The following is a 21,848-nucleotide window of genomic DNA, read 5'->3' as shown; positions in this document are numbered from 1 at the left end:
GGGGAGGGGGGAGCACCTGGGGGGCGTTCCTGGACTCCACGCTCGACCGGGTCGCCGACGCGGCGATCTTCGCCGGGCTGATCCTCTACTTCGTCTCCACCGGTGACGCCCTGATGGTGGCGGTGACGCTGTTCTGCCTGGTGGCGGGGGCGGTGGTCTCCTATGCGAAGGCGCGGGCCGAGGGGCTCGGGCTGACCTGCGACGTGGGGCTGGCCGAGCGGCCGGAGCGGCTGGTGGTCGCGCTGGTGGCGACCTGCTTCTCCGGGCTGGGGGTGCCCTACGTCCTGGCGGCCGGCATGTGGTTGCTCGCGGCGGCCAGTGCCGTCACCGTGGTACAGCGCGTGGTTCACGTCTACCGGCAGACGAGGGAGCGATGAGCGGCAAGCCGTCTTTCACCGATCGAGTCGTGGCCGCGGGTTTCGCGGCGGGCTGGACTTTGGTCCCGCTGCTGCCCGAAAGGCCCACGGCGGCGGTGTTCCGGTTCCTGGCCGACCGGGTGTGGAGCAGGGGCGGCCGGTCGGTGCGCCGGCTGGAGTCCAACCTGGCCAGGGTGACCGGGCTGGCCCCCGGCAGCCCGGAGCTGCGTGAGCTGACCAGGGCGGGGATGCGCTCCTACTTCCGCTACTTCCACGAGATCTTCCGGCTGCCGTCGATGTCGGCCGAGGAGATCGTGCGGCGCAGCCACACCGTCGGGGCCGAGCACGTGCACGACACGGTGGCGGCCGGGCGCGGCGTGGTGCTGGCGCTGCCGCACATGGGCAACTGGGACCAGGCGGGCGCCTGGCTGGTGGCCGTCGGCCACCCGTTCACCACGGTGGCCGAGCGGCTGCGGCCCGAGTCGCTGTTCCGCCGCTACGTGCGCTTCCGCGAGGGCCTCGGCATGGAGGTGCTGCCGCTCACCGGCGGCGACGGGCACAACTTCGGCACGCTGGCCACCCGGGTGCGCAAGGGCGGCGTGGTGTGCCTGCCGGCCGAGCGTGACCTGACCAAGAGCGGTGTCGAGGTGGAGTTCTTCGGCGCGACGACGAAGATGCCGGCCGGGCCGCCGTTGCTGGCGGTGCAGACGGGCGCCGCGCTGCTGCCGGCGATCTTGTCGTTCGAGGGCGACGACTGGCGCATCCACATCCACGAGGAGATCCCGGTCCCGGCCGAGGGCGGCCGCAAGGAGAAGGTGGCGGCCGTGGCGCAGAGCCTGGCCGAGGTGTTCGAGAAAGGCATCGCCGAGCATCCCGCGGACTGGCACATGCTGCAGCGGCTCTGGCTGGAGGACTTGCGACCATGAAGGCCGGCATGAAGGTCGGTATCGTATGCCCCTATTCGTGGGACGTGCCGGGCGGGGTCAAGCAGCACGTCGACGACCTGACGCAGGCGCTGATGGCGCAGGGGCACGAGGTCTCGGTGATCGCGCCGGCCAGCGACGACGACGAGCTGCCGCCGTACGTGACGGGCGCCGGCCGGGCCGTGCCGGTGCCCTACAACGGGTCGGTGGCCCGGATGTCGTTCGGGTTCATCTCGGCGGCGCGGGTGCGGCGCTGGGTGCGCACCGGCGGCTTCGACGTGCTGCACATCCACGAGCCGCTGATCCCCAGCCTGGGCGTGCTGGCCTGCTGGGCGGCCAAGGGGCCGATCGTGGCGACCTTCCACGCCTCCTTCACCCGCTCGCGGGCCATCGCGGTGGCCGAGCCGCTGCTGCGCAGCGCGCTGGAGAAGCTGAGCGGGCGCATCGCGGTCTCCGACGCGGCCCGCAAGAGCTTGGTGGAGCAGTTCGGCGGCGACACGGTGCTGATCCCCAACGGGGTGACGGTCGGCCGCTACACCGAGGCCGAGCCGCTCGACGGGTGGGGGCCCGACGGGTCGACGATCGGGTTCCTGGGCCGGATGGACGAGGAGCGCAAGGGGCTGCCGATCCTGCTGGAGGCGTTCAAGCTGCTGGCGGCCGAGCGGCCGGACCTCAAGCTGCTGATCGCCGGGCCGGGCGACGCCAAGGACGTCTACGACAAGGTGCCGAAGGCGTTCCGCGACCGGGTGACGGTGCTGGGCATGGTGAGCGAGGCCAACAAGATCCGCGCCTACCATTCGGTCGACGTCTTCTGCGCGCCCAACACGCGTGGCGAGAGCTTCGGGATCGTGCTGGCGGAGGCGATGGCGTCCGGGGCGACGGTGCTGGCCAGCGACATCCCGGCGTTCCGGCGGGTGCTCGGCGAGGGGCAGGCGGGCGCGCTGTTCGCCAACGGCGACCCGGCCTCGCTCGCGCGTGAGGCGGCCGCGCTGCTCGACGCGCCCGAGCGGCGCGCCAAGCTGGCGGAGGAGGCGCTGGTGGCGGTGATGAAGTACGACTGGTCGACGGTGGCGCGTGACGTCGTGCGGGTGTACGAGACGGTGACGGCCGGCGGGGCCGGCCGGGTGGAGGAAGACCTGTGACATCCACCATGATCGTGCTGATCGTGGGCATCGTCGTGGTGCTCACGGCCGTCTACATCTCCTGGCGGGCGGGGCGGCTGGACCGGCTGCACATCCGGCTGGAGCTGGCCCGTGAGGCGCTGGAGGCGGCGCTGGTGCGGCGGCGGGCGGTGGTGCTGGAGCTGGCCGGCTCCCGGCTGCTCGACCCGGCGACGTCGCTGGTGCTGGCGGCGGCGGCGCACGAGGCCAGGATGGCCGGGCCGGACGAGCGCGAGCACGCCGAGAGCGACCTGTCGCGCGCGCTGCGGGCGGCCGTGGACCAGGAGCGGTTCCGGGAGAAGCTGGCCGAGTCGCCCGGCGGCGAGGATCTGCTGGAGGAGCTCGACGCGGCCGTGGCCAAAGTGGTCTACTCGCGCAGCTTCTACAACAACGCGGTCGGGGTGACCCGGACGGCGCAGCGCCGCTGGCTGGCGCGCACGCTGCGGCTGGCGGGGCACACGGCGTACCCGGACTTCTTCGAGATCGACGACAATCCGCCGGCGGCCATGGCAACTGAATGACCCGATTTTGGGTAGACCGGTAAGCTTCCTTCCGTTTCAGGCAAGAGCGGAGGAGATTTCAGGTGCGGCTACCCCGGATGATCACGGTGACGCTGGCCGGAGCGGCCGTCCTTCTCCCTGCGGCGGCCTGCTCGTCGGAGGAGCCCGCGCCGGGCAACGTGCCGCAGGCGGCCACCTCGCAGGCGCCGGTCGAGGAGCAGCCGCCGGAGAAGCTGCACCCGTTCACGGGCATGCCGATGACGGGCTCCGTCAAGCCGGTGGTCGCGGTCAAGATCGAGAACACCGCGGCGGGCAAGCCGCAGATGGGGCTCAAGAGCGCCGACATCGTCTACATCGAGCAGGTCGAGGCCGGTCTGACCCGGCTCATGGCGATCTTCTCCTCCAAGATCCCGCCCAAGGTCGGCCCGGTGCGCAGCGCCCGCATCTCCGACCTGCACATCGCGCCGATGTTCGGCAAGCCCGCGTTCGCCTATTCGGGCGCGCAGACCAAGATGCTGCCGTTCATCGCGGAGGCGTCCCTGTTCGACGTCTCCGACAGCCGGGTGCCGGGCGCGTACTTCCGCCAGCCCGGCCGCTACGCTCCCTACAACCTGTTCGCCCACACCAAGAAGCTGCTGGCCGGGGCGCCGAAGGCGAGCAAGGCCAAGGACGTCGGCTTCACCTTCGGCGACCCGCCGGCCGAGGGCGGCGTCGAGCGCAAGTCGTACTCGGTCAAGTGGCCGGCCGCCCGCTTCACCTTCGCCTGGTCCGAGGGCAAGAAACAGTGGCTGATCTGGCAGGACGGCAAGAAGGACATGGCGGCCGAGGGCGGCCAGCTCGGCGCCCCGACGATCGTCATCCAGTACACCAAGACCGAACGCTCGCAGTTCCACGACAGCAACCAGAGCTACACGCCGCTGGTGCACACCACCGGCAAGGGCTCGGCGATCGTGCTGCGGGACGGCATGGCGTACAAGGCGAAGTGGGAGCGGGAATCGGAGGACGGCGGCACGACGTTCACCACTCAGAGCGGCGAGCCGATGAACTTCGCGCCCGGGCAGGTCTGGGTGGCGCTCGCCAGCCGCAAGCCCGTGACGCCTTGACGTACAAAAGTCCCCGCCGAAGCTGACATCGTGGCAGGCGGGGAAGCGCCACATCAGGACCTACCATGGGTTTGATAACTTACCGTTGCCCCCCAGAGCCTCGTGAGGATGACCGTGTCCAGCAGCACGCCCGAAGCCCAGAACACCGCCGGACCCGCGACCGGCACCGCCCGTGTGAAGCGCGGCATGGCCGAGATGCTCAAGGGTGGCGTCATCATGGACGTCGTCACCCCTGAGCAGGCCAAGATCGCCGAAGACGCCGGAGCGGTCGCCGTGATGGCCCTGGAGCGGGTGCCCGCCGACATCCGCGCGCAGGGTGGCGTGTCCCGGATGAGCGACCCCGACATGATCGACGGCATCATCGCGGCCGTGTCGATCCCCGTCATGGCCAAGGCCCGCATCGGCCACTTCACCGAGGCCCGCGTGCTGCAGGCGCTCGGTGTCGACTACGTCGACGAGTCCGAGGTGCTCACCCCGGCCGACTACGCCAACCACATCGACAAGTGGCAGTTCACCGTGCCGTTCGTGTGCGGCGCGACCAACCTGGGTGAGGCCCTGCGCCGCATCACCGAGGGCGCGGCCATGATCCGCTCCAAGGGCGAGGCCGGCACCGGCGACGTGTCCAACGCCGTCACCCACATGCGCACCATCCGCGGCGAGCTCAAGCGCCTGAGCTCGCTGCCCGAGGACGAGCTGTACGTCGCGGCCAAGGAGCTGCAGGCCCCGTACGAGCTGGTCGCGGAGGTGGCCAGGGCGGGCAAGCTGCCGGTCGTGCTGTTCACCGCCGGCGGCATCGCCACCCCGGCCGACGCGGCCATGATGATGCAGCTGGGCGCCGAGGGCGTGTTCGTCGGCTCGGGCATCTTCAAGTCGGGCGACCCAGCCAAGCGTGCCGCGGCGATCGTCAAGGCGACCACGTTCTACGATGACCCGGACGTCATCGCCAAGGTGTCGCGCGGGCTGGGCGAGGCCATGGTGGGCATCAACGTGGACGACATCCCGCAGCCGCACCGGCTCGCCGAGCGCGGCTGGTAGGCGAAAACTTCCGTAAAAGGCGGCATCCGCGAAGGATGTCGCCTTTTACGTGTTGCATGGAGTTCACTCCCGAGTCACGATCTTGAGTCAGGCTACGCTCGTCCCCGGCCTTGATCGTCTCAAGGAGCAGCCATGCCCGAGCTCAACCGTCGCCACTTCCTCGTCACCGGCCTCGCGGCCGGCGCCGCGGCGGCCGTTCCCGCCGGCGCCGCCCACGCCGAGCCCGACCCCGCCCCCGACCCCGCAGCCGAGACCGCCCAGAGCCTCGCCTCACGCGGCCTGCGCGCCGACCCCTTCACCCTGGGCGTCGCCTCCGGCGATCCCGACCACGACGGCTTCGTGCTGTGGACCCGGCTGGCCCAGGAGCCGCTGGCCGAGGACGGCATGGGCGGCATGCCGCAGCGCCCGTTCCCGGTGCTGTGGCAGGTGTACGCCGACGAGCGCTGCCGCCGCCTGGTGCGCGCCGGCGTGGCCGTCGCCGCCCCCGAGTGGGGCCACAGCGTGCACGTCGAGGTGGGCCACCTCAGCTCCGGCCGCGAGTACTGGTACCGCTTCCGCGTCGGCCCGTACGTCTCCCAGGTCGGCCGCGCGCTCACCGCGCCGCACCCGCTGTCGTACGGCGGCGCGCTCACCATGGCGTTCGCCTCCTGCGCCCAGTTCGAGCACGGCTACTTCACCTCCTACCGCCGCATGGCCGAGGACCGCCCGGACATCGTCCTGCACCTGGGCGACTACCAGTACGAGTACAAGCGGGAGACGTACAACAGCCCCGGCGGCAACGTCCGCCACCACGAGGGCCCCGAGACCGAGACGCTGGCCGGATATCGCCAGCGCCACGCCCAGTACAAGGCCGACCCCGACCTGCAGGCCGCGCACGCCGCCTCGCCGTGGCTGGTGGTGTGGGACGACCACGAACTGGACAACAACTGGGCCGACGAGGTCGCGGAGAAGCCGGAGATCCCGCAGCCGGGCTTCCTGTCCAGGCGTGAGGCGGCCTTCCGGGCCTACTACGAGAACATGCCGCTGCGCCGCGCCTCCGTGCCGCGCGGCATCGACATGCAGCTCTACCGGCGCGTCCGGTGGGGCCGGATGGCCACCTTCCACATGCTCGACACCCGCCAGTACCGCGACGACCAGGGCTGCGGCGACGGCTACCGTGACTGCCCGGCCGCCGTCGACCCGGCCAGGTCCATCACCGGGGCCGAGCAGGAGGCGTGGCTGCTCGACGGCTTCCGCCACTCGCGCGCCCAGTGGGACATCCTCGGCCAGCAGGTGTTCTTCGCCCAGCGTGACAACAACGCCGGCCCCGCCAAGATCACCAGCCAGGACGCCTGGGACGGCTACGTGGCCTCGCGCCGCCGCATCACGCAGGGCTGGATCGACGCCGGGGTGCGCAACCCGGTGGTGCTGACCGGTGACGTGCACGCGCACTGGGCCAGCGACCTCAAGCTCGACTACGACGACCCCACCGGCCCGTCGGTCGGCTCGGAGCTGGTGGCCAGCTCGATCTCGACGGGCGGCGACGGCGCCGACTCCGACCCGGCGACCCACCCGTTCCTGAAGATCAACCCGCATCTGAAGTTCTACAACAACCAGCGCGGCTACGTGCTGACGAAGATCGAGCGTGACCTGCTCACCGCCGACTTCAAGGTGCTCCCGCAGGTCCGCGAGGCCGGTTCGGAGGCGTACACCCGGGCCACGTACGTGGTCGAGGACCGGGTGCCGGGCGTGCAGCAGACCTACCTGCGCCCGCTCGACCCGGCGCTGCGCAGCCGCGCGATGACCGTCGAGGAGACGGTCCGCCTGGAGACCGAACGCCCGTAGACAGGGGCCCGTTTTGGCATACTTAGCCAGGCTAACTTAGACTGGCTAAGTATGACAGACGCCGAACTCGCACTCGCCGAGCAGGTCTCCACGGTCCTTCGCCACCTGGTCCTGCTCCTGAGGCGCAGCGCCGCCGGCCAGCCGGTCACCAGCCAGCAGTACGCCGTGCTCGGCTCGCTGGAGGCCGGCCCGCGCCGCATGACGGAGCTGGCCGAGGAGCACGCCGTGCAGCTGCCGACCATGAGCGTGCAGATCAACCGGCTGGAGGAGGCCGGCCTCGTGGCCCGGGGCGCCGATCCCGCCGACGCGCGCGTCAGGACCGTCGAGCTCACCGGCGAGGGCCGCGACCGGCTGCTCGCCGTACGCCGCGCCAGGATCGCCGCCATCGCCGGCGAACTGGCCGAGCTCACCGGCGACGAGCGCGACACGCTCGCGGCAGCCCTCCCGGTGCTCGCGAAGTTCGGCAGGACCACCCTGTGAGGAGCATCAATTGTCCGGCGGAATCCTCCGCCAGCCGATGTCCGTGTGGGCCACCGCGTTCGCCGCGGTCGTCGCCTTCATGGGCATCGGCCTGGTCGACCCCATCCTGCCCGCCATCGCCCAGGGCCTCGACGCCACCCCGAGCCAGGTGTCGCTGCTGTTCACCAGCTACTTCCTGGTGACCGCCGTCGCCATGCTGGTCACCGGCTGGGTCTCCAGCCGCATCGGCGGCAAGCGCACGCTGCTGGCCGGCCTCGCGCTGGTCGTCGTGTTCGCCGCCCTGGCCGGCACCTCCGGCAGCGTCGCCGAGCTCATCGGCTTCCGCGCCGGCTGGGGCCTGGGCAACGCGCTGTTCGTCGCCACCGCGCTCGCCGTCATCGTCGGCGCCGCCGCCGGCGGCGCCGAATCGGCGATCATCCTGTACGAGGCCGCGCTCGGCCTGGGCATCTCCCTCGGCCCGCTGGCCGGGGCGCTGCTCGGCGACTGGAACTGGCGGGCCCCGTTCTTCGGCACCGCCACCCTCATGGCCGCCGGGTTCGTGCTGATCCTGACCCTGCTCAGGACCACGCCCAAACCGGCCGTCAAGACCCCGCTGAGCGCCCCGCTGCGGGCCCTGGCCCACGGCGGCCTGTCCACCACCGCCTTCACCGCGCTGTTCTACAACTTCGCGTTCTTCACCGTGCTCGCCTTCACCCCGTTCATCCTCGGCATGAGCCCGTACGGCATCGGCGCGGTCTTCTTCGGCTGGGGCGTCTGCGTGGCGCTCGCCTCGGTGTTCGGCGCGCCGCCGCTGCGCCGCCGGCTCGGCCCCGTCAACGTGCTGCACCTGGCGCTCGCGGTGCTGGCCGTGTGCCAGATCGGCATCGCCGTCACCGCCGGGGCCGGGCTGCAGGGCGGTGTCGTCGCCTTCACCGTGCTGACGGGCGTCCCGATCGGGCTGAACAACACCGTCTTCACCGAATCGGCCATGGAGGTCTCCGACGCGCCCCGGCCCGTCGCCTCCGCCGGTTACAACTTCGTCCGCTGGATGGGCGGGGCGCTGGCCCCGTACGTCGCCACCAAGCTCGGCGAGGACCTCGGCGCCCCTGTCCCGTACCTGCTCGGAGCGCTGTGCTGCGGCGTCGGCATGGCCGTCCTGTTCACCCGCCGACACCACCTCGGCGCGCTCGCGCCCGCCATCGTGTAGGAAGATGTCCGGGGCCCGTGACGTTGAATGCGGTGTCGAATCCACCAGGCGGAAGGATGAACGTGCCCTCGATCGGTGTACTCGCTCTGCAAGGAGACGTGCGCGAGCACCTGCGCATGCTGCGGGAGGCAGGCGCGTCGGCCACCACCGTGCGCCGGCCCGCGGAGCTCGACGCCGTCGACGCGCTGGTCATCCCCGGCGGCGAGTCGACCACCATGTGGAAGCTCGCCGACACCTTCGACCTGCTCGAACCCCTGCGCCTGCGGATCAAGGCCGGCATGCCCGCCTACGGCTCCTGCGCCGGCATGATCATGCTGGCCGACCGCATCGAGGACGGCATCGCCGGTCAGCAGACCCTCGGCGGCATCGACATGGTCGTCCGGCGCAACGCCTTCGGCCGCCAGGTCGACTCCTTCGAGGCCGACCTCGACTTCGCGGGCGAGCCCGTGCACGCCGTCTTCATCCGCGCGCCGTGGGTCGAATCCGTCGGAACGGACGTCACAGTGCTGGGCAGGGCCGAGCCTGGGGATAGGATCGTCGCGGTCCGGCAAGGATCGCTGCTCGCGACCTCGTTCCACCCGGAGCTCACGGGTGACACGCGCGTGCACCGGTATTTCGTAGACATGGTTGTATCGACAGTGAGGGACTAGTAGCCGATGTCCGGCCACTCCAAATGGGCGACGACGAAGCACAAGAAGGCCGCACTCGACGCCAAGCGCGGCAAGCTGTTCGCCAAGCTCATCAAGAACATCGAGGTGGCGGCCAGGACCGGCGGCCCTGACCCGGACGCCAACCCGACGCTCTTCGACGCCATCTTCAAGGCGAAGAAGAACTCCGTGCCCAACGACAACATCGAACGGGCCCGCAAGCGCGGCGGCGGCCTGGAGGCGGGCGGCGCCGACTGGCAGACCATCATGTACGAGGGCTACGCGCCCGGCGGCGTCGCGGTGCTCATCGAGTGCCTCACCGACAACCGCAACCGCGCCGCCTCCGAGGTCCGCGTCGCGCTCACCCGCAACGGCGGCTCCCTGGCCGACCCCGGCTCGGTGTCCTACATGTTCAACCGCAAGGGCGTCGTGCTCGTCCCCAAGAACGACCTCGACGAGGACACCGTCCTCATGGCCGTCCTGGAGGCGGGCGCCGAGGAGGTCAACGACCTCGGCGACTCCTTCGAGGTCGTCTCCGAGGCCGGCGACCTCGTCCCGGTCCGCAAGGCGCTCCAGGAGGCCGGGATCGACTACGACTCGGCCGAGTCGAGCTTCCTGCCGACGATGAGCGTGCCCCTCGACGAGGACGGCGCCAAGAAGGTCTTCCGCCTCATCGACGCGCTGGAGGACAGCGACGACGTGCAGAACGTCTTCGCCAACTTCGACGTCTCCGACGAGGTCATGGAGAAGCTGGACGCCTGACGCGCCCCGCGGCCCCGTGCAGGGTCGCGGGCACACCGGACGCGCGGCCCGGCCGCCGTCCGGGGGGTGCGCGCGCCCTCGGTCAGGGCACTGTGACATTCGCCCTTCGCGTAGCCGCGTCGCGGCGAGTCGGCGTAGGGTCGAGCGTCGTGACCTCCCGCACCACTCCCTCACCGCCGCCCCGCGCGCTGGGCTGGCTGCTCCTCATGCCCGCCGTCATCGGCATGCTGATCACGCTGGTCCTGCCCACGGTGCAGACGATCGCCTTCAGCTTCGAGTCCGGCGGCCTGACGGGACCCACGGAGTTCGTCGGCCTGAAGAACTACGGCACCGCCCTCGACGCCGAAGGCCCGTTCTGGCCCGCCCTGGGCTTCACGCTGTCGATCACGATCATGCCGCTGCTGGTGGCGCTCGTGGTCGCCCCGCTCCTTGCGCTCGCGCTGGACCGGGCCGGAACGTGGCCCCGGCGCGCCGGGCGGGTGGCGCTGTCGCTGGCCCTCGTGACGTTCTCACCGGCGGCGGTGGCCGCGTCGTGGCTGCGCGGCCTCGACCCCGCGGCCGGCGGCCTGACCGCCATGGCGCGCGAGCTGGCCGAGCCCGGCACGGCGCCCGGGGCGTTCCGGCTGATCTTCGCGGCCGCCATGTTCGGCGTGGTGTGCGCGCTGGCCGTGATGGCGTTCCTGCCGGCGCTGCGCGGCGGCACCGTGACCGGCTCGATGCTCGTGGTGGGCGCCCTGGTCGCGCTCGCCGCCCTCGCCGCCGGGCTCCAGACGTTCACGATGAGCCTCGCGCTGACCCGCGGCGGGCCGCTGGACTCCACCCAGACGCTCGGCCTGCTCCAGTACACCTTCGCCTTCCAGACGATCAGGCTCGGCCTGGGGGCCTCCGTAGGCGCCGTCGTCGGGGTCGTCCTCGGCGTGCTGGGCATCCTCGCGGTGGTCCTCGCCGCGGCGAGGGCCACCGCGAGGATGCCCAGCACGCCGAGGACGACCCCGACGACGGCGCCTACGGAGGCCCCCAGGCCGAGCCTGATCGTCTGGAAGGCGAAGGTGTACTGGAGCAGGCCGAGCGTCTGGGTGGAGTCCAGCGGCCCGCCGCGGGTCAGCGCGAGGCTCATCGTGAACGTCTGGAGCCCGGCGGCGAGGGCGGCGAGCGCGACCAGGGCGCCCACCACGAGCATCGAGCCGGTCACGGTGCCGCCGCGCAGCGCCGGCAGGAACGCCATCACGGCCAGCGCGCACACCACGCCGAACATGGCGGCCGCGAAGATCAGCCGGAACGCCCCGGGCGCCGTGCCGGGCTCGGCCAGCTCGCGCGCCATGGCGGTCAGGCCGCCGGCCGCGGGGTCGAGGCCGCGCAGCCACGACGCGGCCACCGCCGCCGGTGAGAACGTCACGAGGGCCAGCGACAGCGCCACCCGCCCGGCGCGCCGGGGCCACGTTCCGGCCCGGTCCAGCGCGAGCGCAAGGAGCGGGGCGACCACGAGCGCCACCAGCAGCGGCATGATCGTGATCGACAGCGTGAAGCCCAGGGCGGGCCAGAACGGGCCTTCGGCGTCGAGGGCGGTGCCGTAGTTCTTCAGGCCGACGAACTCCGTGGGTCCCGTCAGGCCGCCGGACTCGAAGCTGAAGGCGATCGTCTGCACCGTGGGCAGGACCAGCGTGATCAGCATGCCGATGACGGCGGGCATGAGGAGCAGCCAGCCCAGCGCGCGGGGCGGCGGTGAGGGAGTGGTGCGGGAGGTCACGACGCTCGACCCTACGCCGACTCGCCGCGACGCGGCTACGCGAAGGGCGAATGTCACAGTGCCCTGACCGAGGGCGCGCGCACCCCCCGGACGGCGGCCGGGCCGCGCGTCCGGTGTGCCCGCGACCCTGCACGGGGCCGCGGGGCGCGTCAGGCGTCCAGCTTCTCCATGACCTCGTCGGAGACGTCGAAGTTGGCGAAGACGTTCTGCACGTCGTCGCTGTCCTCCAGCGCGTCGATGAGGCGGAAGACCTTCTTGGCGCCGTCCTCGTCGAGGGGCACGCTCATCGTCGGCAGGAAGCTCGACTCGGCCGAGTCGTAGTCGATCCCGGCCTCCTGGAGCGCCTTGCGGACCGGGACGAGGTCGCCGGCCTCGGAGACGACCTCGAAGGAGTCGCCGAGGTCGTTGACCTCCTCGGCGCCCGCCTCCAGGACGGCCATGAGGACGGTGTCCTCGTCGAGGTCGTTCTTGGGGACGAGCACGACGCCCTTGCGGTTGAACATGTAGGACACCGAGCCGGGGTCGGCCAGGGAGCCGCCGTTGCGGGTGAGCGCGACGCGGACCTCGGAGGCGGCGCGGTTGCGGTTGTCGGTGAGGCACTCGATGAGCACCGCGACGCCGCCGGGCGCGTAGCCCTCGTACATGATGGTCTGCCAGTCGGCGCCGCCCGCCTCCAGGCCGCCGCCGCGCTTGCGGGCCCGTTCGATGTTGTCGTTGGGCACGGAGTTCTTCTTCGCCTTGAAGATGGCGTCGAAGAGCGTCGGGTTGGCGTCCGGGTCAGGGCCGCCGGTCCTGGCCGCCACCTCGATGTTCTTGATGAGCTTGGCGAACAGCTTGCCGCGCTTGGCGTCGAGTGCGGCCTTCTTGTGCTTCGTCGTCGCCCATTTGGAGTGGCCGGACATCGGCTACTAGTCCCTCACTGTCGATACAACCATGTCTACGAAATACCGGTGCACGCGCGTGTCACCCGTGAGCTCCGGGTGGAACGAGGTCGCGAGCAGCGATCCTTGCCGGACCGCGACGATCCTATCCCCAGGCTCGGCCCTGCCCAGCACTGTGACGTCCGTTCCGACGGATTCGACCCACGGCGCGCGGATGAAGACGGCGTGCACGGGCTCGCCCGCGAAGTCGAGGTCGGCCTCGAAGGAGTCGACCTGGCGGCCGAAGGCGTTGCGCCGGACGACCATGTCGATGCCGCCGAGGGTCTGCTGACCGGCGATGCCGTCCTCGATGCGGTCGGCCAGCATGATCATGCCGGCGCAGGAGCCGTAGGCGGGCATGCCGGCCTTGATCCGCAGGCGCAGGGGTTCGAGCAGGTCGAAGGTGTCGGCGAGCTTCCACATGGTGGTCGACTCGCCGCCGGGGATGACCAGCGCGTCGACGGCGTCGAGCTCCGCGGGCCGGCGCACGGTGGTGGCCGACGCGCCTGCCTCCCGCAGCATGCGCAGGTGCTCGCGCACGTCTCCTTGCAGAGCGAGTACACCGATCGAGGGCACGTTCATCCTTCCGCCTGGTGGATTCGACACCGCATTCAACGTCACGGGCCCCGGACATCTTCCTACACGATGGCGGGCGCGAGCGCGCCGAGGTGGTGTCGGCGGGTGAACAGGACGGCCATGCCGACGCCGCAGCACAGCGCTCCGAGCAGGTACGGGACAGGGGCGCCGAGGTCCTCGCCGAGCTTGGTGGCGACGTACGGGGCCAGCGCCCCGCCCATCCAGCGGACGAAGTTGTAACCGGCGGAGGCGACGGGCCGGGGCGCGTCGGAGACCTCCATGGCCGATTCGGTGAAGACGGTGTTGTTCAGCCCGATCGGGACGCCCGTCAGCACGGTGAAGGCGACGACACCGCCCTGCAGCCCGGCCCCGGCGGTGACGGCGATGCCGATCTGGCACACGGCCAGCACCGCGAGCGCCAGGTGCAGCACGTTGACGGGGCCGAGCCGGCGGCGCAGCGGCGGCGCGCCGAACACCGAGGCGAGCGCCACGCAGACGCCCCAGCCGAAGAAGACCGCGCCGATGCCGTACGGGCTCATGCCGAGGATGAACGGGGTGAAGGCGAGCACGGTGAAGAACGCGAAGTTGTAGAACAGCGCGGTGAAGGCGGTGGTGGACAGGCCGCCGTGGGCCAGGGCCCGCAGCGGGGCGCTCAGCGGGGTCTTGACGGCCGGTTTGGGCGTGGTCCTGAGCAGGGTCAGGATCAGCACGAACCCGGCGGCCATGAGGGTGGCGGTGCCGAAGAACGGGGCCCGCCAGTTCCAGTCGCCGAGCAGCGCCCCGGCCAGCGGGCCGAGGGAGATGCCCAGGCCGAGCGCGGCCTCGTACAGGATGATCGCCGATTCGGCGCCGCCGGCGGCGGCGCCGACGATGACGGCGAGCGCGGTGGCGACGAACAGCGCGTTGCCCAGGCCCCAGCCGGCGCGGAAGCCGATGAGCTCGGCGACGCTGCCGGAGGTGCCGGCCAGGGCGGCGAACACGACGACCAGCGCGAGGCCGGCCAGCAGCGTGCGCTTGCCGCCGATGCGGCTGGAGACCCAGCCGGTGACCAGCATGGCGACGGCGGTCACCAGGAAGTAGCTGGTGAACAGCAGCGACACCTGGCTCGGGGTGGCGTCGAGGCCCTGGGCGATGGCGGGCAGGATGGGGTCGACCAGGCCGATGCCCATGAAGGCGACGACCGCGGCGAACGCGGTGGCCCACACGGACATCGGCTGGCGGAGGATTCCGCCGGACAATTGATGCTCCTCACAGGGTGGTCCTGCCGAACTTCGCGAGCACCGGGAGGGCTGCCGCGAGCGTGTCGCGCTCGTCGCCGGTGAGCTCGGCCAGTTCGCCGGCGATGGCGGCGATCCTGGCGCGGCGTACGGCGAGCAGCCGGTCGCGGCCCTCGCCGGTGAGCTCGACGGTCCTGACGCGCGCGTCGGCGGGATCGGCGCCCCGGGCCACGAGGCCGGCCTCCTCCAGCCGGTTGATCTGCACGCTCATGGTCGGCAGCTGCACGGCGTGCTCCTCGGCCAGCTCCGTCATGCGGCGCGGGCCGGCCTCCAGCGAGCCGAGCACGGCGTACTGCTGGCTGGTGACCGGCTGGCCGGCGGCGCTGCGCCTCAGGAGCAGGACCAGGTGGCGAAGGACCGTGGAGACCTGCTCGGCGAGTGCGAGTTCGGCGTCTGTCATACTTAGCCAGTCTAAGTTAGCCTGGCTAAGTATGCCAAAACGGGCCCCTGTCTACGGGCGTTCGGTCTCCAGGCGGACCGTCTCCTCGACGGTCATCGCGCGGCTGCGCAGCGCCGGGTCGAGCGGGCGCAGGTAGGTCTGCTGCACGCCCGGCACCCGGTCCTCGACCACGTACGTGGCCCGGGTGTACGCCTCCGAACCGGCCTCGCGGACCTGCGGGAGCACCTTGAAGTCGGCGGTGAGCAGGTCACGCTCGATCTTCGTCAGCACGTAGCCGCGCTGGTTGTTGTAGAACTTCAGATGCGGGTTGATCTTCAGGAACGGGTGGGTCGCCGGGTCGGAGTCGGCGCCGTCGCCGCCCGTCGAGATCGAGCTGGCCACCAGCTCCGAGCCGACCGACGGGCCGGTGGGGTCGTCGTAGTCGAGCTTGAGGTCGCTGGCCCAGTGCGCGTGCACGTCACCGGTCAGCACCACCGGGTTGCGCACCCCGGCGTCGATCCAGCCCTGCGTGATGCGGCGGCGCGAGGCCACGTAGCCGTCCCAGGCGTCCTGGCTGGTGATCTTGGCGGGGCCGGCGTTGTTGTCACGCTGGGCGAAGAACACCTGCTGGCCGAGGATGTCCCACTGGGCGCGCGAGTGGCGGAAGCCGTCGAGCAGCCACGCCTCCTGCTCGGCCCCGGTGATGGACCTGGCCGGGTCGACGGCGGCCGGGCAGTCACGGTAGCCGTCGCCGCAGCCCTGGTCGTCGCGGTACTGGCGGGTGTCGAGCATGTGGAAGGTGGCCATCCGGCCCCACCGGACGCGCCGGTAGAGCTGCATGTCGATGCCGCGCGGCACGGAGGCGCGGCGCAGCGGCATGTTCTCGTAGTAGGCCCGGAAGGCCGCCTCACGCCTGGACAGGAAGCCCGGCTGCGGGATCTCCGGCTTCTCCGCGACCTCGTCGGCCCAGTTGTTGTCCAGTTCGTGGTCGTCCCACACCACCAGCCACGGCGAGGCGGCGTGCGCGGCCTGCAGGTCGGGGTCGGCCTTGTACTGGGCGTGGCGCTGGCGATATCCGGCCAGCGTCTCGGTCTCGGGGCCCTCGTGGTGGCGGACGTTGCCGCCGGGGCTGTTGTACGTCTCCCGCTTGTACTCGTACTGGTAGTCGCCCAGGTGCAGGACGATGTCCGGGCGGTCCTCGGCCATGCGGCGGTAGGAGGTGAAGTAGCCGTGCTCGAACTGGGCGCAGGAGGCGAACGCCATGGTGAGCGCGCCGCCGTACGACAGCGGGTGCGGCGCGGTGAGCGCGCGGCCGACCTGGGAGACGTACGGGCCGACGCGGAAGCGGTACCAGTACTCGCGGCCGGAGCTGAGGTGGCCCACCTCGACGTGCACGCTGTGGCCCCACTCGGGGGCGGCGACGGCCACGCCGGCGCGCACCAGGCGGCGGCAGCGCTCGTCGGCGTACACCTGCCACAGCACCGGGAACGGGCGCTGCGGCATGCCGCCCATGCCGTCCTCGGCCAGCGGCTCCTGGGCCAGCCGGGTCCACAGCACGAAGCCGTCGTGGTCGGGATCGCCGGAGGCGACGCCCAGGGTGAAGGGGTCGGCGCGCAGGCCGCGTGAGGCGAGGCTCTGGGCGGTCTCGGCTGCGGGGTCGGGGGCGGGGTCGGGCTCGGCGTGGGCGGCGCCGGCGGGAACGGCCGCCGCGGCGCCGGCCGCGAGGCCGGTGACGAGGAAGTGGCGACGGTTGAGCTCGGGCATGGCTGCTCCTTGAGACGATCAAGGCCGGGGACGAGCGTAGCCTGACTCAAGATCGTGACTCGGGAGTGAACTCCATGCAACACGTAAAAGGCGACATCCTTCGCGGATGCCGCCTTTTACGGAAGTTTTCGCCTACCAGCCGCGCTCGGCGAGCCGGTGCGGCTGCGGGATGTCGTCCACGTTGATGCCCACCATGGCCTCGCCCAGCCCGCGCGACACCTTGGCGATGACGTCCGGGTCATCGTAGAACGTGGTCGCCTTGACGATCGCCGCGGCACGCTTGGCTGGGTCGCCCGACTTGAAGATGCCCGAGCCGACGAACACGCCCTCGGCGCCCAGCTGCATCATCATGGCCGCGTCGGCCGGGGTGGCGATGCCGCCGGCGGTGAACAGCACGACCGGCAGCTTGCCCGCCCTGGCCACCTCCGCGACCAGCTCGTACGGGGCCTGCAGCTCCTTGGCCGCGACGTACAGCTCGTCCTCGGGCAGCGAGCTCAGGCGCTTGAGCTCGCCGCGGATGGTGCGCATGTGGGTGACGGCGTTGGACACGTCGCCGGTGCCGGCCTCGCCCTTGGAGCGGATCATGGCCGCGCCCTCGGTGATGCGGCGCAGGGCCTCACCCAGGTTGGTCGCGCCGCACACGAACGGCACGGTGAACTGCCACTTGTCGATGTGGTTGGCGTAGTCGGCCGGGGTGAGCACCTCGGACTCGTCGACGTAGTCGACACCGAGCGCCTGCAGCACGCGGGCCTCGGTGAAGTGGCCGATGCGGGCCTTGGCCATGACGGGGATCGACACGGCCGCGATGATGCCGTCGATCATGTCGGGGTCGCTCATCCGGGACACGCCACCCTGCGCGCGGATGTCGGCGGGCACCCGCTCCAGGGCCATCACGGCGACCGCTCCGGCGTCTTCGGCGATCTTGGCCTGCTCAGGGGTGACGACGTCCATGATGACGCCACCCTTGAGCATCTCGGCCATGCCGCGCTTCACACGGGCGGTGCCGGTCGCGGGTCCGGCGGTGTTCTGGGCTTCGGGCGTGCTGCTGGACACGGTCATCCTCACGAGGCTCTGGGGGGCAACGGTAAGTTATCAAACCCATGGTAGGTCCTGATGTGGCGCTTCCCCGCCTGCCACGATGTCAGCTTCGGCGGGGACTTTTGTACGTCAAGGCGTCACGGGCTTGCGGCTGGCGAGCGCCACCCAGACCTGCCCGGGCGCGAAGTTCATCGGCTCGCCGCTCTGAGTGGTGAACGTCGTGCCGCCGTCCTCCGATTCCCGCTCCCACTTCGCCTTGTACGCCATGCCGTCCCGCAGCACGATCGCCGAGCCCTTGCCGGTGGTGTGCACCAGCGGCGTGTAGCTCTGGTTGCTGTCGTGGAACTGCGAGCGTTCGGTCTTGGTGTACTGGATGACGATCGTCGGGGCGCCGAGCTGGCCGCCCTCGGCCGCCATGTCCTTCTTGCCGTCCTGCCAGATCAGCCACTGTTTCTTGCCCTCGGACCAGGCGAAGGTGAAGCGGGCGGCCGGCCACTTGACCGAGTACGACTTGCGCTCGACGCCGCCCTCGGCCGGCGGGTCGCCGAAGGTGAAGCCGACGTCCTTGGCCTTGCTCGCCTTCGGCGCCCCGGCCAGCAGCTTCTTGGTGTGGGCGAACAGGTTGTAGGGAGCGTAGCGGCCGGGCTGGCGGAAGTACGCGCCCGGCACCCGGCTGTCGGAGACGTCGAACAGGGACGCCTCCGCGATGAACGGCAGCATCTTGGTCTGCGCGCCCGAATAGGCGAACGCGGGCTTGCCGAACATCGGCGCGATGTGCAGGTCGGAGATGCGGGCGCTGCGCACCGGGCCGACCTTGGGCGGGATCTTGGAGGAGAAGATCGCCATGAGCCGGGTCAGACCGGCCTCGACCTGCTCGATGTAGACGATGTCGGCGCTCTTGAGCCCCATCTGCGGCTTGCCCGCCGCGGTGTTCTCGATCTTGACCGCGACCACCGGCTTGACGGAGCCCGTCATCGGCATGCCCGTGAACGGGTGCAGCTTCTCCGGCGGCTGCTCCTCGACCGGCGCCTGCGAGGTGGCCGCCTGCGGCACGTTGCCCGGCGCGGGCTCCTCCGACGAGCAGGCCGCCGCAGGGAGAAGGACGGCCGCTCCGGCCAGCGTCACCGTGATCATCCGGGGTAGCCGCACCTGAAATCTCCTCCGCTCTTGCCTGAAACGGAAGGAAGCTTACCGGTCTACCCAAAATCGGGTCATTCAGTTGCCATGGCCGCCGGCGGATTGTCGTCGATCTCGAAGAAGTCCGGGTACGCCGTGTGCCCCGCCAGCCGCAGCGTGCGCGCCAGCCAGCGGCGCTGCGCCGTCCGGGTCACCCCGACCGCGTTGTTGTAGAAGCTGCGCGAGTAGACCACTTTGGCCACGGCCGCGTCGAGCTCCTCCAGCAGATCCTCGCCGCCGGGCGACTCGGCCAGCTTCTCCCGGAACCGCTCCTGGTCCACGGCCGCCCGCAGCGCGCGCGACAGGTCGCTCTCGGCGTGCTCGCGCTCGTCCGGCCCGGCCATCCTGGCCTCGTGCGCCGCCGCCGCCAGCACCAGCGACGTCGCCGGGTCGAGCAGCCGGGAGCCGGCCAGCTCCAGCACCACCGCCCGCCGCCGCACCAGCGCCGCCTCCAGCGCCTCACGGGCCAGCTCCAGCCGGATGTGCAGCCGGTCCAGCCGCCCCGCCCGCCAGGAGATGTAGACGGCCGTGAGCACCACGACGATGCCCACGATCAGCACGATCATGGTGGATGTCACAGGTCTTCCTCCACCCGGCCGGCCCCGCCGGCCGTCACCGTCTCGTACACCCGCACGACGTCACGCGCCACCGTCGACCAGTCGTACTTCATCACCGCCACCAGCGCCTCCTCCGCCAGCTTGGCGCGCCGCTCGGGCGCGTCGAGCAGCGCGGCCGCCTCACGCGCGAGCGAGGCCGGGTCGCCGTTGGCGAACAGCGCGCCCGCCTGCCCCTCGCCGAGCACCCGCCGGAACGCCGGGATGTCGCTGGCCAGCACCGTCGCCCCGGACGCCATCGCCTCCGCCAGCACGATCCCGAAGCTCTCGCCACGCGTGTTGGGCGCGCAGAAGACGTCGACCGAATGGTAGGCGCGGATCTTGTTGGCCTCGCTCACCATGCCCAGCACCGTCACCCGGTCGCGGAACGCCTTCGGCACCTTGTCGTAGACGTCCTTGGCGTCGCCCGGCCCGGCGATCAGCAGCTTGAGGTCCGGCCGCTCGGCCGCCAGCAGCTTGAACGCCTCCAGCAGGATCGGCAGCCCCTTGCGCTCCTCGTCCATCCGGCCCAGGAACCCGATCGTCGACCCGTCGGGCCCCCACCCGTCGAGCGGCTCGGCCTCGGTGTAGCGGCCGACCGTCACCCCGTTGGGGATCAGCACCGTGTCGCCGCCGAACTGCTCCACCAAGCTCTTGCGGGCCGCGTCGGAGACCGCGATGCGCCCGCTCAGCTTCTCCAGCGCGCTGCGCAGCAGCGGCTCGGCCACCGCGATGGCCCGCGAGCGGGTGAAGGAGGCGTGGAAGGTCGCCACGATCGGCCCCTTGGCCGCCCAGCAGGCCAGCACGCCCAGGCTGGGGATCAGCGGCTCGTGGATGTGCAGCACGTCGAAGCCGCCGGTGCGCACCCAGCGCCGCACCCGCGCCGCCGAGATGAACCCGAACGACATCCGGGCCACCGACCCGTTGTAGGGCACCGGCACGGCCCGGCCGGCGCCCGTCACGTACGGCGGCAGCTCGTCGTCGTCGCTGGCCGGCGCGATCACCGAGACCTCGTGCCCCTGCGCCATCAGCGCCTGCGTCAGGTCGTCGACGTGCTGCTTGACCCCGCCCGGCACGTCCCACGAATAGGGGCATACGATACCGACCTTCATGCCGGCCTTCATGGTCGCAAGTCCTCCAGCCAGAGCCGCTGCAGCATGTGCCAGTCCGCGGGATGCTCGGCGATGCCTTTCTCGAACACCTCGGCCAGGCTCTGCGCCACGGCCGCCACCTTCTCCTTGCGGCCGCCCTCGGCCGGGACCGGGATCTCCTCGTGGATGTGGATGCGCCAGTCGTCGCCCTCGAACGACAAGATCGCCGGCAGCAGCGCGGCGCCCGTCTGCACCGCCAGCAACGGCGGCCCGGCCGGCATCTTCGTCGTCGCGCCGAAGAACTCCACCTCGACACCGCTCTTGGTCAGGTCACGCTCGGCCGGCAGGCACACCACGCCGCCCTTGCGCACCCGGGTGGCCAGCGTGCCGAAGTTGTGCCCGTCGCCGCCGGTGAGCGGCAGCACCTCCATGCCGAGGCCCTCGCGGAAGCGCACGTAGCGGCGGAACAGCGACTCGGGCCGCAGCCGCTCGGCCACCGTGGTGAACGGGTGGCCGACGGCCACCAGCCAGGCGCCCGCCTGGTCCCAGTTGCCCATGTGCGGCAGCGCCAGCACCACGCCGCGCCCGGCCGCCACCGTGTCGTGCACGTGCTCGGCCCCGACGGTGTGGCTGCGCCGCACGATCTCCTCGGCCGACATCGACGGCAGCCGGAAGATCTCGTGGAAGTAGCGGAAGTAGGAGCGCATCCCCGCCCTGGTCAGCTCACGCAGCTCCGGGCTGCCGGGGGCCAGCCCGGTCACCCTGGCCAGGTTGGACTCCAGCCGGCGCACCGACCGGCCGCCCCTGCTCCACACCCGGTCGGCCAGGAACCGGAACACCGCCGCCGTGGGCCTTTCGGGCAGCAGCGGGACCAAAGTCCAGCCCGCCGCGAAACCCGCGGCCACGACTCGATCGGTGAAAGACGGCTTGCCGCTCATCGCTCCCTCGTCTGCCGGTAGACGTGAACCACGCGCTGTACCACGGTGACGGCACTGGCCGCCGCGAGCAACCACATGCCGGCCGCCAGGACGTAGGGCACCCCCAGCCCGGAGAAGCAGGTCGCCACCAGCGCGACCACCAGCCGCTCCGGCCGCTCGGCCAGCCCCACGTCGCAGGTCAGCCCGAGCCCCTCGGCCCGCGCCTTCGCATAGGAGACCACCGCCCCCGCCACCAGGCAGAACAGCGTCACCGCCACCATCAGGGCGTCACCGGTGGAGACGAAGTAGAGGATCAGCCCGGCGAAGATCGCCGCGTCGGCGACCCGGTCGAGCGTGGAGTCCAGGAACGCCCCCCAGGTGCTCCCCCCTCCCC

General features: G+C 71.3%; 21 protein-coding genes and 2 pseudogenes. 12 read left to right on the top strand and 11 right to left on the bottom strand.

Annotation, left to right across the window (positions count from 1 at the left end; genetic code table 11):
* The 12 genes and pseudogenes from ADY59_RS51870 to ADY59_RS53570 form a co-directional block, all read left to right on the top strand.
* A pseudogene (locus ADY59_RS51870) lies at positions 1-377 on the top strand (phosphatidylinositol phosphate synthase); the annotation flags it as partial.
* Positions 374-1,282 (top strand): phosphatidylinositol mannoside acyltransferase, encoded by a 909-nt coding sequence (locus ADY59_RS37000; RefSeq protein WP_049572742.1) that lies wholly within the window; start codon positions 374-376, stop codon positions 1,280-1,282. The pseudogene ADY59_RS51870 and the gene ADY59_RS37000, both read left to right, overlap by 4 nt.
* A gap of 8 nt (positions 1,283-1,290) precedes the next feature.
* Complete coding sequence (locus ADY59_RS37005) at positions 1,291-2,421, top strand: glycosyltransferase family 4 protein (protein WP_049572767.1); 1,131 nt, start codon at positions 1,291-1,293, stop codon at positions 2,419-2,421.
* Positions 2,418-2,960: a hypothetical protein gene (locus tag ADY59_RS37010; protein WP_049572745.1), complete on the top strand. Its 543-nt coding sequence runs from the start codon at positions 2,418-2,420 to the stop codon at positions 2,958-2,960. The genes ADY59_RS37005 and ADY59_RS37010 overlap by 4 nt, the downstream gene beginning before the upstream one ends.
* Before the next feature lie 62 nt (positions 2,961-3,022).
* Positions 3,023-4,042, top strand: a complete 1,020-nt coding sequence (locus tag ADY59_RS37015) for a DUF3048 domain-containing protein (protein WP_231619071.1) — start codon at positions 3,023-3,025, stop codon at positions 4,040-4,042.
* A 108-nt stretch (positions 4,043-4,150) separates the two neighbouring features.
* Entirely contained in the window at positions 4,151-5,077 is a 927-nt protein-coding gene (pdxS, locus tag ADY59_RS37020; protein ID WP_049572749.1) for a pyridoxal 5'-phosphate synthase lyase subunit PdxS, read from the top strand.
* A gap of 132 nt (positions 5,078-5,209) precedes the next feature.
* Entirely contained in the window at positions 5,210-6,901 is a 1,692-nt protein-coding gene (locus tag ADY59_RS37025; RefSeq protein ID WP_049572752.1) for an alkaline phosphatase D family protein, read from the top strand.
* A 51-nt stretch (positions 6,902-6,952) separates the two neighbouring features.
* Positions 6,953-7,381 carry a MarR family winged helix-turn-helix transcriptional regulator gene (locus ADY59_RS37030; protein ID WP_049572755.1) on the top strand — a complete coding sequence of 143 codons (429 nt, stop codon included), beginning with the start codon at positions 6,953-6,955 and terminating at the stop codon, positions 7,379-7,381.
* A 10-nt stretch (positions 7,382-7,391) separates the two neighbouring features.
* Positions 7,392-8,567, top strand: a complete 1,176-nt coding sequence (locus ADY59_RS37035; RefSeq protein ID WP_231619072.1) for an MFS transporter — start codon at positions 7,392-7,394, stop codon at positions 8,565-8,567.
* Between the two features lie 56 nt (positions 8,568-8,623).
* Positions 8,624-9,217, top strand: a complete 594-nt coding sequence (gene pdxT, locus ADY59_RS37040; protein WP_049572758.1) for a pyridoxal 5'-phosphate synthase glutaminase subunit PdxT — start codon at positions 8,624-8,626, stop codon at positions 9,215-9,217.
* A gap of 6 nt (positions 9,218-9,223) precedes the next feature.
* Positions 9,224-9,976: a YebC/PmpR family DNA-binding transcriptional regulator gene (locus ADY59_RS37045; RefSeq protein ID WP_049572761.1), complete on the top strand. Its 753-nt coding sequence runs from the start codon at positions 9,224-9,226 to the stop codon at positions 9,974-9,976.
* 149 nt (positions 9,977-10,125) lie between these two features.
* Positions 10,126-11,550 (top strand): carbohydrate ABC transporter permease, encoded by a 1,425-nt coding sequence (locus ADY59_RS53570; RefSeq protein WP_049572766.1) that lies wholly within the window; start codon positions 10,126-10,128, stop codon positions 11,548-11,550.
* A gap of 322 nt (positions 11,551-11,872) precedes the next feature.
* Here ADY59_RS53570 and ADY59_RS37060 read toward each other — a convergent pair whose 3' ends face one another.
* The 11 genes and pseudogenes from ADY59_RS37060 to ADY59_RS51875 all read right to left on the bottom strand — a co-directional run.
* Positions 11,873-12,625: a YebC/PmpR family DNA-binding transcriptional regulator gene (locus tag ADY59_RS37060; protein ID WP_049572761.1), complete on the bottom strand. Its 753-nt coding sequence runs from the start codon at positions 12,623-12,625 to the stop codon at positions 11,873-11,875.
* A gap of 6 nt (positions 12,626-12,631) precedes the next feature.
* Positions 12,632-13,225, bottom strand: coding sequence for a pyridoxal 5'-phosphate synthase glutaminase subunit PdxT (gene pdxT, locus ADY59_RS37065; RefSeq protein WP_049572758.1), 594 nt, complete (start codon positions 13,223-13,225; stop codon positions 12,632-12,634).
* Positions 13,226-13,281: 56 nt separating this feature from the next.
* Positions 13,282-14,457, bottom strand: a complete 1,176-nt coding sequence (locus tag ADY59_RS37070; protein WP_231619072.1) for an MFS transporter — start codon at positions 14,455-14,457, stop codon at positions 13,282-13,284.
* Positions 14,458-14,467: 10 nt separating this feature from the next.
* Positions 14,468-14,896 (bottom strand): MarR family winged helix-turn-helix transcriptional regulator, encoded by a 429-nt coding sequence (locus ADY59_RS37075; protein ID WP_049572755.1) that lies wholly within the window; start codon positions 14,894-14,896, stop codon positions 14,468-14,470.
* A gap of 51 nt (positions 14,897-14,947) precedes the next feature.
* Entirely contained in the window at positions 14,948-16,639 is a 1,692-nt protein-coding gene (locus ADY59_RS37080) for an alkaline phosphatase D family protein (RefSeq protein ID WP_049572752.1), read from the bottom strand.
* Between the two features lie 132 nt (positions 16,640-16,771).
* Positions 16,772-17,698 carry a pyridoxal 5'-phosphate synthase lyase subunit PdxS gene (pdxS, locus tag ADY59_RS37085; protein WP_049572749.1) on the bottom strand — a complete coding sequence of 309 codons (927 nt, stop codon included), beginning with the start codon at positions 17,696-17,698 and terminating at the stop codon, positions 16,772-16,774.
* Positions 17,699-17,806: 108 nt separating this feature from the next.
* The gene (locus tag ADY59_RS37090; RefSeq protein WP_231619071.1) at positions 17,807-18,826 is read right to left on the bottom strand and encodes a DUF3048 domain-containing protein; all 1,020 of its coding nucleotides are present in this window, start codon (positions 18,824-18,826) and stop codon (positions 17,807-17,809) included.
* A 62-nt stretch (positions 18,827-18,888) separates the two neighbouring features.
* Positions 18,889-19,431, bottom strand: coding sequence for a hypothetical protein (locus tag ADY59_RS37095; RefSeq protein WP_049572745.1), 543 nt, complete (start codon positions 19,429-19,431; stop codon positions 18,889-18,891).
* On the bottom strand, positions 19,428-20,558 hold the full coding sequence (locus ADY59_RS37100; RefSeq protein ID WP_049572767.1) for a glycosyltransferase family 4 protein: 1,131 nt from the start codon (positions 20,556-20,558) through the stop codon (positions 19,428-19,430). Before ADY59_RS37100 ends, ADY59_RS37095 begins: the two co-directional genes overlap by 4 nt.
* 8 nt (positions 20,559-20,566) lie before the next feature.
* Positions 20,567-21,475, bottom strand: a complete 909-nt coding sequence (locus ADY59_RS37105; protein ID WP_049572742.1) for a phosphatidylinositol mannoside acyltransferase — start codon at positions 21,473-21,475, stop codon at positions 20,567-20,569.
* Positions 21,472-21,848: pseudogene (locus tag ADY59_RS51875) on the bottom strand (phosphatidylinositol phosphate synthase); the annotation flags it as partial. The pseudogene ADY59_RS51875 and the gene ADY59_RS37105, both read right to left, overlap by 4 nt.

Source organism: Nonomuraea sp. SBT364 (assembly GCF_001083785.1).
In the GTDB taxonomy this organism is placed as follows: Bacteria; Actinomycetota; Actinomycetes; order Streptosporangiales; family Streptosporangiaceae; genus Nonomuraea.
This window is presented reverse-complemented; position numbering and strand designations above follow the sequence as displayed.